Source organism: Streptomyces sp. NPDC107521, assembly GCF_055598485.1.
On the sequence record NZ_JBVKAT010000006.1, the window covers coordinates 146,397 to 159,411 of the forward strand.

The window sequence follows — 13,015 nt, forward strand, 5'->3', positions numbered from 1 at the left end:
GGCGATTCCATGCATTGGACGGATGAGTCGGGGCTCCGTACCGTCGCCCACATGACTCCCGCCGATACCGGGGCGTCCGCCGCCGTGGACGCCCCCGCCGCCGCCACCGCCCCCTCCTCCGCCCGGACCGCCGCCACCGCCACCGCGGAACCGGCCGAGCCGGCCGACCCCGCCGAACCGGCTCCCGGAACCGCCGCGGCCCCGCCCGCGGCCGGACCCGCCGACTCGCGCATGGCGCCGGGCGGCCCCGGATACCGCCGGATGAGTCTCGCCCTGTTCCTCGCGGGCGTCGCGACCTTCGCGCTCCTCTACTCCACCCAGGCCCTGCTGCCGCTGATCTCCGGCGACCTCGGCGTCACGGCGGGCGACGCGAGCTGGACGGTGGCCGCCGCCACCGGCGGTCTCGCGGTGTTCGTGCTGCCGATGAGCGCCCTGTCGGAGCGGTTCGGGCGGCGCGCGGTCATGACCGGGTCGCTGGCGGTCGCGGTGGCGGTCGGACTGCTGGTGCCCTTCGCCCCGTCGCTGACGGCGCTGATCGCGCTGCGCGCGGTGCAGGGGGCGGCGCTGGCCGGGCTCCCGGCGTCGGCGACGGCGTACCTGGCGGAGGAGGTGCGGCCGCGGGCGCTGCTCACCGCGATCGGGCTGTTCGTGGCGGGCAACAGCGTCGGCGGGATGAGCGGCCGGGTCATCACCGGCTGGGTCGCCCAGGAGTGGGGCTGGCGGGTGGCCGTCGGGGTGATCGGCGCGGTCGCGGTCGGGTGCGCGGTGGCCTTCCGGCTGCTGCTGCCCGCGCCCCGGCACTTCACCCCGGGCTCGCTGCGCCCCGCGGTACTGGTCCGCACCGTCCGCGACCATCTGGCGAACCCGCTGCTGCGGCGCCTGTACGCGATCGGCGCGCTGTTCATGACGGTCTTCGGCGGCGTGTACACGATGATCGGCTACCGGCTGACGGAGGCTCCGTTCTCGCTGCCCCAGGGGCTGGCGGGCTCGGTCTTCCTGGTCTACCTGGTGGGCACGGTGTCGGCGTCGGCCTCGGGGCGGCTGGCGGGCCGCCTCGGGCGGCGCGGCGCCCTGTACCTGGCGGGCGGCACGACGGCGGCGGGGCTGCTGCTGTCGCTGGCGCCGTCCCTCCCGCTGGTGCTGCTGGGGCTGGTGCTGATCACCGCGGGCTTCTTCGCCGGGCACGCGGTGGCCTCCGCGGCGGTCGGCAGGACGGCCGCGCACGGCCGGGCGCAGGCGTCGGCGCTGTACCAGTCCGCCTACTACATCGGCTCCAGCGCGGGCAGCACGGCGGGCGCGGTGGCCTTCCACGCCGGCGGCTGGGCGGGGACCGTCTGGGTGGGACTGCTGGCGGTGCTGGGGGTCGTGGCGATCACCGTGCTCGGCTCGCTGGCGGCCCGCGGACCGGCCGTGGCGGGACCGGTGCGGATCGCGGGCGTACCCCGCTGAGCCGGGCCTTCCCCTCCCCGGAGGCCGTTGTCAGTGCCCTCGGGTAGCTTTCCGGATGCGGGCGCGAAGGGCGCGTGACGCGACGGCCACGGGGGTGGATGGGCGATGACCGAGGGCACCGCGACCATGGAGCTGGAGTCGGCGCTGGAGCGGCACCGGGTCGAGCTGACGGGGTACTGCTACCGGATGCTGGGCTCGTCCTTCGAGGCCGAGGACGCGGTGCAGGACACCCTGGTGCGCGCCTGGCGGAGCCACTCCACCTTCGAGGGCCGCTCCAGCCTGCGGTCGTGGCTGTACCGCATCGCCACCAACGTCTGTCTGGACATGCTGGCCGCGAGCGGCCGGCGGGCCCGCCCGATGGATCTGACGGAGGCGACCCCGCTCGCGCGGGCCGCCCTGTCGCCCCGTCCGGACCACACCTGGCTGGAGCCGGTGCCCGACGCGCGGGTGCTGCCCGCCACCGCCGACCCGGCGGAGGCCGCGGTGGCCAAGGAGTCGGTGCGGCTGGCCTTCATGGCCGCCCTGCAGCGACTGCCGCCCAAGCAGCGGGCGGTGCTGATCCTCCGCGAGGTGCTGGCGTGGCGGGCGAGCGAGACGGCGGAGCTGCTGGGCACCACGGTCGCCTCGGTCAACAGCGCGCTCCAGCGGGCCCGGGCCACCCTCGCGGAGCGGGCCGGGCGGGCCGACGAGGCGTCGGTCTCCGATCCGCTGGACGAGGAGCAGAGCAGGCTCCTGGAGCGCTATGTCACGGCCTTCGAGGGCTACGACATGGAGGCGCTGACGGCGCTGCTGCACGAGGACGCGGTCATGACGATGCCGCCCTTCGACCTGTGGCTGGCGGGCCCGGCGGACATCACCGGCTTCATGGCGACGCTGGGCGCCCCGTGCGCCGGTTCCCGGCTGATACCGGTGCGGGCCAACGGGCTGCCGGGGTTCGCGCAGTACAAGCCGGACCCGGAGCGGGGCGGCTTCGCGCCGTGGGCGGTGCAGGTGCTGGAGATCTCAGCCGGGCGGATCACCGGTTTCCACTGCTTCCTGGACACCGCCCGGTGGTTCCCGCTGTTCGGCCTGCCGCTCCGTCTCGAAGCGTAGGCCGACGAGGTCCAGCAGGGCGCGCAGGGCGGGATCGGCGCCCCGGAGCCGGATGCGGCCCCCGGCCCGCCGGGCGGTCAGCTCCAGCCGGGCCAGCAGGTCGACGGCGGCGAGGCCCGGCGGTCCCAGCCCGGCGACCTCGCACACCACCACGCCGCTCCGGGCCGCTTCGAGCAGGGCGCGCAGCTCGGCGCAGTGCCGGGGCGTCCCGGCCGGGGAGACGGGCCCGGACAGGACGAGCACGGGGGGTGTCACGGTGTCCACGGAGGATGGACCGCGCGGCCCGGCGGAACTCATCGGCGCGGGCGCGGCCCGGCCCCGGGGCGGCCGGCGCGGGGCCGGGCCCGCGTTACGCGATGCGCTCCAGCACCACCGGCGAGGGGGTGAAGGCGGTGCCCGCCGGGGCGATGTCGCAGGCGCCCTTCAGGGCCTCCAGGGCGTAGCCGAAGCGGTCCGGGGTGTCGGTGTGCAGGGTCAGCAGGGGCATGCCCCGGGTCACCGTGTCGCCGGGCTTGGCGTGCAGTTCGACGCCGGCGGCGGCCTGCACCGGGTCCTCCTTGCGGGCCCGGCCGGCCCCGAGGCGCCAGGCGGCGACACCGACGTCGTAGGCGTCCAGCCGGGTCAGGACACCGGAGGCGTCCGCGGTGACCACGTGCCGCTCGCGGGCGGTGGGCAGCGGCGCGTCCGGGTCGCCGCCCTGGGCCGCGATCATGCGCCGCCAGACGTCCATCGCGGAGCCGTCGGCCAGCGCCCGGGCCGGGTCGGCGTCGCCGAGCCCCGCCGCGTCGAGCATCTCCCGGGCCAGGGCGAGGGTCAGCTCGACCACGTCGGAGGGGCCGCCGCCCGCCAGCACCTCGACGGACTCGCGGACCTCCAGGGCGTTGCCCGCCGTCAGCCCCAGCGGGGTCGCCATGTCGGTGAGCAGGGCGGTGGTGCGCACCCCGTGGTCGGTGCCGAGGCCGACCATGGTGGCGGCCAGCTCGCGGGCGTCCTCCAGGGTCTTCATGAAGGCGCCGGAGCCGACCTTCACGTCGAGGACCAGCGAGCCGGTGCCCTCGGCGATCTTCTTGGACATGATCGAGGAGGCGATCAGCGGAAGGGCCTCGACGGTGCCGGTCACGTCGCGCAGGGCGTAGAGCTTGCGGTCGGCGGGGGCGAGGCCGTCGCCGGCCGCGCAGATCACCGCGCCGGTGGAGCCGAGGACGTCGAGCATCTCCTCGTTGGAGAGCAGGGCCCGCCAGCCCGGGACCGACTCCAGCTTGTCCAGGGTGCCGCCGGTGTGGCCGAGGCCGCGGCCCGAGAGCTGCGGGACGGCCGCCCCGCAGGCGGCGACCAGCGGGGCGAGCGGCAGGGTGATCTTGTCGCCGACACCGCCGGTGGAGTGCTTGTCGGCGGTCGGGCGGGACAGCGACGAGAAGTCCATGCGCTCGCCGGAGGCGATCATCGCGGCCGTCCAGCGGGCGATCTCGCCCCGGTCCATGCCGTTGAGGAGGATGGCCATCGCGAGCGAGGCCATCTGCTCGTCCGCGACCGCGCCGCGGGTGTAGGCGTCGACGACCCAGTCGATCTGCTCGCCGCTCAGCTCCCCGCCGTCGCGTTTGGTGCGGATGACGGAGATGACGTCCATGGCCATGGTCGGGCCTTCCTTAGGGGGTGAGGTGGTCGGGGCCGAATGCCTGCGGGAGCATCTCGGACAGCGGGAGGACGCCCGCCGGGGTCTCCAGCAGCAGGTCCGGCCCGCCGAACTCGTGGAGGAGCTGGCGGCAGCGGCCGCAGGGCACCAGGACCGCACCCCGGCCGTCGACGCAGACGAAGTGGGTGAGCCGTCCGCCGCCGGTGAGCTGGAGCTGGGAGACCAGCCCGCACTCGGCGCACAGGCCGAGTCCGTAGCTGGCGTTCTCCACGTTGCAGCCGGTGACGGTGCGGCCGTCGTCGGCCAGGGCGGCGGCGCCGACCGCGTACCCGGAGTAGGGGGCGTAGGCCCGGGTCATGGCGTCCCGGGCCGCCGCGCGCAGTCCGGCCCAGTCGGCGCCGGTCACTTGCCCTGGCCCTTGCGGTAGGGCATGCCGTCGGCCTTGGGCATCCGCAGCCGTTGCGCGGAGAGGGCGAGGACGACCAGGGTGACGACGTACGGGGTGGCGGAGACGACCTGGTTGGGGACCTCGTCGGTGCCGGCGTACCAGGCGAACACCAGGGCGCCGATGACCAGGGTGATCACCGCGTTGACGTACTTCCTGCGGACGGCCATCCAGACGGCGCCGACGAGCAGCAGCAGGGCGCCGAGCAGCAGCAGGGCGTGCACGTTGGTGGAGCCGCCGCGCAGGTTGAGGCTGTCGGTGTAACCGAAGAGGCCGGCGCCGATGGCGAGGCCGCCCGGCATCCAGTTGCCGAAGATCATCGCCGCGAGGCCGATGTAGCCGCGGCCGCTGGTCTGGCCCTCCAGGTAGAAGGGGTTGGCGACGATGGAGAGGAAGACGCCGCCGAGTCCGGCCAGCCCGCCGGAGATGATCACGGCCAGGTACTTGTACTTGTAGACGTTGACGCCGAGGGACTCGGCGGCGACCGGGTTCTCGCCGCAGGAGCGCAGCCGCAGCCCGAAGGGGGTGCGCCAGAGGATCCACCAGGTGGCGGGGATCAGGGCGACGGCGATCAGGGTCAGCCAGGAGACGTTGGTGACCAGTCCGCCGAGGAGCCCGGCGATGTCGGAGACGAAGAACCAGTGCTGTTCGTTGAGGGTCCGCAGCCCGTCGGCGAGCCCTGGGACGGTGAAGTGCCCGAGGGAGTCGACCGGCGGGGACTGCTTGGCGGAGCCGCCCTGGTGGCCCTCGAAGGCGAGCGGGGCGAGGTAGCGGGTGGCGCCGAGGGCGAGGATGTTGATGGCCACACCGGAGACGATGTGGTTGACGTTGAAGGTGACGGTGACGACGGCGTGGACCAGTCCGCCGAGGGCGCCGCCGACGATGCCGACGAGGACGCCGGTCCACGGGCCCCACTGGAAGCCGGCCCAGGCGCCGAACCAGGTGCCGAGGATCATCATGCCCTCGAGGCCGATGTTGACGACGCCCGCGCGCTCGGCCCAGAGTCCGCCGAGCGCGGCCAGGCCGATGGGCACGGCGAGCTGCAGGGCGGTGGACATCTGGCTGACGTTGGTGATGCCGTTGGCGCCGGTGACGAGGCGGACCAGGGAGGTCAGGGCCAGGGCCCCGGCGATGACCAGCATCAGCACGGGCAGCGACAGCCGGCGGCCGGTCGGCGCCGCGGGCTGCAACGAGGGCTGGTTGACGTCGGTCGCTGTGGTCGGCGTGGTCATCGTCCCGCCACCTCCTTGGTGTTGTCGGTGGCGCCGAGGACGTGGCCGGCGGCCAGTTCCGCGCCGACCCGGCGCTGCTGGCGGCGCAGGCCCCACTCGCGGACGGCCTCGTAGGAGACGACGACCGAGAGCACGATCAGGCCCTGCATGATGACCGCGATCTCCTTGTCGTAGCCGTGGAAGTCCAGCTCGGGCGAGGCCTTGTCGAGCCAGGCCCACAGCAGGGCGGCGAAGGCGATGCCGACGGGGCTGTTGCGGCCGAGCAGGGCGATGCCGATGCCGAGGAAGCCGATGCCGGTGGGGAAGTTCAGGCTGTAGGTGTGGGTGCCGCCGAGCAGGATGGGCAGGCCCGCGAGTCCGGCGAGGGCGCCGGAGAGGAGCATCGCGGTGAGCACCATCCGCTTGGGGTCCACGCCGCTGGCCGCGGCGGCGGACTCGGAGGCGCCGGAGGCGCGCAGGTCGAAGCCGAAGCGGGTGCGGTTGAGGGCGATCCAGTAGCCGATGCCCAGCAGGACGGCGAGCAGGACCAGGCCGTAGACCTCCCCGGCGTCGCCCATGTCGAAGCCGGGGACCCAGCCGGACTCGTGCATCTCGCCGGTGGTGTTGTTGTTGCCGATCTTGACGCCGAAGACGTCCGGCTTCCACATGTAGACGATGAGCGAGGTCGCGATGGCGTTGAGCATGATCGTCGCGACGACCTCGCTGACGCCGCGGGTGACCTTGAGGACGCCCGCGATCCCGGCCCAGAAGGCGCCGGTGAACATGGCGGTCAGCAGGAGCAGCGGGATCTGGAGGACGGCCGGGAGGTCCGCGTGGGCGCCGACGACGGCCGCGATCATGGCGGCGAGCTGGTACTGGCCGTCGACACCGATGTTGAACAGGTTCATCCGGAAGCCCACGGCGACCGCCAGGGCGGCGATGTAGTACATCGACGCCTGGTTGATGATCAGGACCTGGATGTCGGAGAACCCGGCCTGCTCGAACATCAGGGCGAAGGGTTCGATCGGGTTCTTGCCCGAGGCGATCAGCACGATGGCACTGAGCACGAAGGCCACGGCGAGCGCGATGACCGGCCCGGCCACCGCGAGGAGCACGCGCTCCCTGTCGAACTTCTTCATCAGCGGGCCTCGTCTTCCGGGGACTCGGGGGCCTGGGGCGCGGCGGCGGTCCCGTCGGCGGTCTCGCCCTCCAGGTGGCCGGAGACGGCGCCGGTCATGGCGGAGCCCAGCTCCTCGGGGGTGACGGCGGCCGGGTCGGCGTCGGCGACCAGCCGGCCGTCGTAGATCACCCGGAGGGTGTCGGACAGGCCGATCAGCTCGTCCAGGTCGGCGGAGATCAGCAGCACGGCCAGGCCCTCGCGGCGGGCCTCGCGGATGTGGTCCCAGATCGCGGCCTGCGCGCCGACGTCCACCCCGCGGGTGGGGTGGGCGGCGATCAGGAAGCGCGGCCGGTGGCTCATCTCCCGGCCGACGATGAGCTTCTGCTGGTTGCCGCCGGAGAGCGAGGCGGCGGTGACGTCGATGCCGGGGGTGCGCACGTCGTACTCCTCGACGATGCGCCGGGTGTCGGCCTGCGCGGCCTTCGGGTCCAGCCAGACGCCCCGGGCGTTGGGCCGCTCGGTGACGTGGCCGAGGATGCGGTTCTCCCAGAGGGGGGCCTCCAGGAGCAGGCCGTGGCGGTGGCGGTCCTCGGGGATGTAGCCGACGCCCTGCTCGCGGCGCTTGCGGGTGGGCAGCGCGGTGATGTCCTCGCCGAGGAAGCCGATGCTGCCGGAGTCGGCCTGCCGCAGTCCGATCAGCGCGTCGACCAGCTCGGTCTGCCCGTTGCCCTCGACCCCGGCGATGCCGAGGACCTCGCCCGCGTGGATGGTGAAGGAGACGTCGTCGAGCAGGGCCTTGCCGCCGGGGGCCGCCAGGCGCAGCGAGTCCACGGTGATCACCGGGCGGTCGGTGACGGTGGACTCGGCGGTCTCGGGGGTGGGGAGCTGGCTGCCGACCATCAGCTCCGCGAGCTGGCGCGGGGTGGTCTCGGCGGGCACGGCGGTGCCGACGGTGGTGCCCCGGCGGATGACGGTGATCTCGTCGGCGACGGAGAGCACCTCACCCAGCTTGTGGGAGATGAAGATGACCGAGAGGCCCTCGGACTTCAGCTCGCGCAGGTTGGCGAAGAGCGCGTCCACCTCCTGGGGCACCAGCACCGCGGTCGGCTCGTCGAGGATCAGCGTGCGGGCGCCGCGGTAGAGGACCTTGAGGATCTCCACCCGCTGGCGGGCGGCCACGCCCAGCTCCTCGACCAGGACGTCGGGGCGGACGCCGAGGCCGTAGCGCTCGGACAGGTCCCCGATCGCGCGGCGGGCGCGGGCGCCGATGCCGTGGAGGCGCTCGCTGCCCAGGACCACGTTCTCCAGCACCGTCAGGTTGTCCGCGAGCATGAAGTGCTGGTGGACCATGCCGATGCCGCGGGCGATGGCGTCCGCGGGCGAGGAGAGGGCCACGGGTGCGCCGTCGATCGCGATGGTGCCCTCGTCCGGCTTCTGCATGCCGTAGAGGATCTTCATCAGGGTGGACTTGCCCGCACCGTTCTCCCCCACGAGCGCGTGGACGGTGCCCCGGCGGACGGCGAGGTGGATGTCGTGGTTGGCCACGACACCGGGGAAGCGCTTGGTGATTCCGGTGAGTTCGACGGCGGTCGCCGATTCGCTGACCGCCGCTCCGGCCGGAGGGCTGCTGGACGCGTCGATGGCGCACTCCTGGGGACGGGGGCCGTCTACGCGCGTAGCGCCCCTACGGCATCTGAAGCGGTGGCGCACCGCTCGACGGGGCACGGGGGCGCGGGACCCCCGTGCCCCGCCGAGCGGACGCAACCCCGCGGGTTACACGCTGTTCGAGGTGGTGCTCGGTTCAGCTCCGGCTAGCTGCTCCTGACCTTGATCTCGCCACTGACGATCTTGTCCTTGGCCGCCTTGACCGCCGCCTGCAGCTCGGCGTCGTCCGCGAACACGGGGTTGGACTCCGAGAGGCCGACCTCGCCGGACTTCAGATCGCCCTTGACGATACCGGTCTCCGGCGAGCCGTCCTCGACGGACTTCGCGAGGTTGTACACCGCCTTGGCGACGTCCTTGGTCGCCGAGGTGAGGATGCTGTCCTTGTACTTCGCGAGGGCTTCCTGGCGGTACTGGTCGGAGTCGACGCCGATCGCCCAGACCTTGTGGGTGGCGGCGGCCTCGATGACGCCCTGGCCCGAGAGGCCGGCGGCGGCGTAGACGACGTCGGCCTTCTTCTCGATCTGGCCCTCGGCGGCGGTCCTGCCCTTGTCGGGGCTGGAGAAGCCGCCCTCCTCCGCGGTCTGCGTCAGGTACTGCGAGAGGACCTCGACCTTGGGGTCGGTGTCCTTGACGCCCTGCTCGAAGCCGGCCTGGAACTTGTGGATCAGCGGGATGTCCACGCCGCCCACGAAGCCGACCACGTCGGACTTGGTGCTCCTGGCCGCGGCGACACCGGCGAGGTAGGAGGCCTGCTCCTCGTTGAAGACGAGGTCGGCCACGTTCTTCGCGGTGATCGTGGCGTCGTCGACGATGCCGAAGGTGGTGTCCGGGTACTTGTCCGCGGCACCCTTCACCGCGGCGGCGTACGCGTAGCCGACGCCCACGATCGGGTTGTGGCCCTGCTTGGCGAGGGACTCCAGACGCTGCTGCTTGTCCGCGTCGGTCTCGCCGTCGGTGGGCTCGATGTCGGCGGTCTTGTAGCCGAACTCCTTCTTCGCCTGCTCCAGGCCCGCGAAGGCGGCGTCGTTGAAGGACTGGTCGCCCCTGCCGCCGACGTCGTACGCGATGGCGAGGCCCTTGTCGTCCTTGGACCCGCCCGAGTCCGAGGAGGTCGAGGTCCCGCCGCAGGCGGCGAGAGCGAGGGCCAGGGAGGCGGTCGCTGCGCCTGCGACCGTGATCCGGGAAATCCGGCGCATGAGTGGTGCTCCTGTCGTACAAGCGCCGGACGGTTCGGCTTCGGCGCTGGCTTTGCGCAGATTAACGCGCGTAGACCTGCCTGAAAACCCCTTCTGTCCACCTTGTTGTCCCGCCGTGAGCAAGGACTCACCGGACGCCGCCCGGGGCGGCCGGAGGGCGGACGGAGGGTGGCGCGGGGTGACACGGCGGAGTCGGGCGGAAGGGGCCGCGGGCGGCCGTGGGCCGTCCGGGTGACGCCCCGGCACGGGGGCGGGGCCCCGGCCGCGCGCCGCGGGGGCGGCGGCCGGGGGCGTCCCGGGCTCCGGGACGGAGGCGGCGGGCGCGGGGCCGGAGCCCGTCCCCGCGGAGTGCGGCCGCCGCCCCCGGACCGTGCCCGGTGCCGGGCGGGCCGCCGGTCCCGGACGGAGCGGGCGACCCGCGCGGAGCGGGTGACCGGGCGTCCCGGGCGGGAGCGGCGGGCCGGGTTACTCCGACCTGACCGAGATGGAACCGGAGACGATGCCCTCCTTGGCCTTGTCCACCGCGTCCTTGAGGCCGGCGATCTCGCCGTACTTCGGGTTGGTCTCGGCCAGGCCCACGCCGTCCGACTTGAGGTCGAAGGTCTTGACGCCGGTCAGCGGCTTGCCGTCGCGGACCGAGGTGGCCAGGGCGAACACCGCGCCGTTGATGTCCTTCAGGGCGGAGGTCAGGATGTGGTCCTTGTAGGCCGCGAGGGCCTCCTGGCCGTACTGGTCGGAGTCGACGCCGATCGCCCAGACCTTCGCCTTGGCGGCGGCCTCGATCACGCCCTGCCCGGAGAGGCCGGCGGCCTGGTAGACGACGTCGGCCTTCTTCTCGATCTGGCCCTCGGCGGCGGCGCGGCCCTTGTCGGGGCTGGAGAAGCCGCCCTCCTCCGCGGTCTGCGTGAGGTACTGCGAGAGGACCTCGACCTTGGGGTCGGTGTCCTTGACGCCCTGCTCGAAGCCGGCCTCGAACTTGTGGATCAGCGGCACGTCCACGCCGCCGACGAAGCCCACGACCTTGGACTCGGTGGCCTTGGCGGCGGCGACCCCGGCGAGGTAGGAGGCCTCGTGCTCGGCGAAGACGAGGGAGGCGACGTTCTTGCCCTCGACGACGGAGTCCACGATGCCGAAGGTGGTCTTCGGGTACTTCTCGGCCACCGCCTTCATCGCGGGGCCGTAGGCGAAGCCGACGCCGATGACGGGGTTGTAGCCCTGCTTGGCCAGCGAGGCGAGGCGCTGCTCCTTGTCCGCGTCGGTCTCGCCCTCGGTGGGCTCGATGTCGGCGGTCTTGTAGCCGTACTCCTTCCGGGCCCGCTCCAGACCGGCGTACGCGGCGTCGTTGAAGGACTGGTCGCCCTTGCCGCCGATGTCGTACGCGATGGCGAGGCCCTTGTCGTCCTTGGCGCCCTCGTCGCCGCTCTTGCTCTCACTGCTGGTCCCGCCGCAGGCCGTGGCCGCGAGCGCGAGCGACGCGATCCCCACGGCGGCTCGGGTCAGGTTCGATATCCGACGCATCCGAAGTACCCCATTCTCCAAATCCCCGCAGCGGGAGCCCGGTTCGGCGCGACATTAACGCGCGTAGACACTCCTGGGAACGGGGATCCGCGGGGCCGTTATCCATTCGTGCCGCTGGCCGGGCGCGCCGCCTTGTGCCGGGACGGGTGCTGCGGGGCGCCCCGGCCCCCGCGGGCGGACCGCGGGGGCGGGGCGGGAGCCGGGGGCGGGGCTACTGGACGGCGTCGATCAGGGCCGCCGCCGTGAACAGTTCCACGCCGACGGTGATGGCGTGCTCGTCCACGTCGAAGTCGCCCTGGTGGAGGTCGCGCACGGTGCGCTCGCCGGGCGGGCGGACGCCGAGGCGGGCCATGGCGCCGGGGACGTGCTCCAGGTACCAGGAGAAGTCCTCGCCGCCGAGGCTCTGCTCGGTGCCCTCGACGGACTCGGTGCCGCGCCGGGCGACCATGGCGGCCTGGAGGAGTTCGGTGCTGGTGACCTCGTTGACGACGGGGGGCACCCCGCGCACGTAGGTGATCTCGGACTTGGCCCGGTAGAGGTTGGCGACCTCGTCGATGGCGCCGACCACCAGGTCCGGCGCCTGCCGCCAGGAGTCCAGGTCGAGGCAGCGCACGGTGCCGGCCAGCTCGGCGTGCTGGGGGATGACGTTGGGCGCGTGGCCGCAGTCGATCCTGCCCCAGGTCAGGGAGAGCCCGCTGCGGCTGTCGACCCGCCGGGACACCAGCGCGGGCACGTCGGTGACGACACGGGCGGCGGCGGTGACCAGATCGGTGGTCAGGTGCGGGCGGGCGGTGTGGCCGCCGGGCCCGTCGAGGGCGATCTCCAGCCGGTCGCAGGCGGAGGTGACGGGGCCGACCCGCAGCCCGATCCGCCCGGCGTCGACCCGGGGGTCGCAGTGCACGGCGAGGATGCGGCGCACCCCGTCGAGCGCGCCGCCCTTGATGGCGTCGTCGGCCCCGCCGGGCAGCACCTCCTCGGCGGGCTGGAAGAGCAGCCGCACGGGCCGGGGCAGCAGGCCCCGCTCGTGCAGCGCGGCGAGGACCAGCCCGGCACCGAGGACGACGGTGGTGTGCACGTCGTGCCCGCAGGCGTGGGCGCGGTCGGGCACCACCGAGCGGTACGCGCACCCGCTCTTGGCGTCCGGGATGGGCAGGGCGTCGATGTCGGCCCGCAGGGCGAGCATCCGCGGCCCGCCGGACCAGTGGCCCGAGGCGGTGCCGGTGCCGATGTCACAGACGAGGCCGGTGCCCAGGGGAAGGACACGCGGCGCGAGGCCGGCCCGCTCCAGCCGCTCCTTGATCGCGGCGGTGGTGCGGAACTCCTGGTTGCCCAGCTCGGGGTGCATGTGAAGGTCGCGGCGGAACGCCACGAGCTCGGCACACAGCGCCTCGGGGAGGGCGCCGGGCAGCGCGGTTTCACCGGAAGTGTCGGCCTCGGACTCTGGGGACATCAGTTGCTTCACCCTCTGAAGGGTAGAACGCCGGGGCGGTGGAGCGCCCCACGATCAACAAAAGATCAGCCCCTCAGGCGAAGAAAGTTGGCCGCGCGGCGCATGGCTGTCCGGGGAGGTGGGTACACTCACCCGTTTTTCAGGACCGGCACCCGTTCCTCCCGGACGGTGTTCCGCTGTCTCCACGGTTACCACGCCTCGGCCGGGCCACGCGTCCCGGACGGTGGCCGACGGCC

At 73.3% G+C, this 13,015-nt stretch carries 11 protein-coding genes; 2 read left to right on the forward strand and 9 right to left on the reverse strand.

The features are described from left to right. Positions 1-51 precede the first annotated feature (51 nt). Both ACZ7LB_RS11870 and ACZ7LB_RS11875 read left to right on the forward strand, forming a co-directional pair. Positions 52-1,449 (forward strand): MFS transporter, encoded by a 1,398-nt coding sequence (locus ACZ7LB_RS11870; RefSeq protein WP_471467352.1) that lies wholly within the window; start codon positions 52-54, stop codon positions 1,447-1,449. Between the two features lie 105 nt (positions 1,450-1,554). Further along, entirely contained in the window at positions 1,555-2,541 is a 987-nt protein-coding gene (locus tag ACZ7LB_RS11875) for a sigma-70 family RNA polymerase sigma factor (RefSeq protein ID WP_471467353.1), read from the forward strand. Here the strand turns inward: ACZ7LB_RS11875 and ACZ7LB_RS11880 are convergent. The 9 genes from ACZ7LB_RS11880 to ACZ7LB_RS11920 form a co-directional block, all read right to left on the reverse strand. Further along, positions 2,452-2,838 carry an STAS domain-containing protein gene (locus tag ACZ7LB_RS11880; protein WP_471467355.1) on the reverse strand — a complete coding sequence of 129 codons (387 nt, stop codon included), beginning with the start codon at positions 2,836-2,838 and terminating at the stop codon, positions 2,452-2,454. The genes ACZ7LB_RS11875 and ACZ7LB_RS11880 overlap by 90 nt on opposite strands. A 52-nt stretch (positions 2,839-2,890) precedes the next feature. Beyond that, on the reverse strand, positions 2,891-4,174 hold the full coding sequence (locus ACZ7LB_RS11885; RefSeq protein WP_471467357.1) for a thymidine phosphorylase: 1,284 nt from the start codon (positions 4,172-4,174) through the stop codon (positions 2,891-2,893). Between the two features lie 13 nt (positions 4,175-4,187). After that, positions 4,188-4,580 carry a cytidine deaminase gene (locus ACZ7LB_RS11890; protein WP_161229359.1) on the reverse strand — a complete coding sequence of 131 codons (393 nt, stop codon included), beginning with the start codon at positions 4,578-4,580 and terminating at the stop codon, positions 4,188-4,190. Next, complete coding sequence (locus ACZ7LB_RS11895) at positions 4,577-5,851, reverse strand: ABC transporter permease (protein ID WP_471467359.1); 1,275 nt, start codon at positions 5,849-5,851, stop codon at positions 4,577-4,579. Before ACZ7LB_RS11895 ends, ACZ7LB_RS11890 begins: the two co-directional genes overlap by 4 nt. Next, positions 5,848-6,969 carry an ABC transporter permease gene (locus tag ACZ7LB_RS11900; protein ID WP_161229361.1) on the reverse strand — a complete coding sequence of 374 codons (1,122 nt, stop codon included), beginning with the start codon at positions 6,967-6,969 and terminating at the stop codon, positions 5,848-5,850. The genes ACZ7LB_RS11895 and ACZ7LB_RS11900 overlap by 4 nt, the downstream gene beginning before the upstream one ends. Next, entirely contained in the window at positions 6,969-8,591 is a 1,623-nt protein-coding gene (locus tag ACZ7LB_RS11905) for an ABC transporter ATP-binding protein (protein WP_471467621.1), read from the reverse strand. Before ACZ7LB_RS11905 ends, ACZ7LB_RS11900 begins: the two co-directional genes overlap by 1 nt. A 170-nt stretch (positions 8,592-8,761) precedes the next feature. Further along, entirely contained in the window at positions 8,762-9,811 is a 1,050-nt protein-coding gene (locus tag ACZ7LB_RS11910; RefSeq protein ID WP_471467361.1) for a BMP family lipoprotein, read from the reverse strand. 465 nt (positions 9,812-10,276) lie between these two features. Then, the gene (locus tag ACZ7LB_RS11915; RefSeq protein ID WP_471467363.1) at positions 10,277-11,329 is read right to left on the reverse strand and encodes a BMP family lipoprotein; all 1,053 of its coding nucleotides are present in this window, start codon (positions 11,327-11,329) and stop codon (positions 10,277-10,279) included. 211 nt (positions 11,330-11,540) lie between these two features. Further along, a complete protein-coding gene (locus ACZ7LB_RS11920; RefSeq protein ID WP_471467622.1) occupies positions 11,541-12,779 on the reverse strand; it encodes a M20 family metallopeptidase in 1,239 nt (412 codons plus the stop codon). Positions 12,780-13,015: the final 236 nt, after the last annotated feature.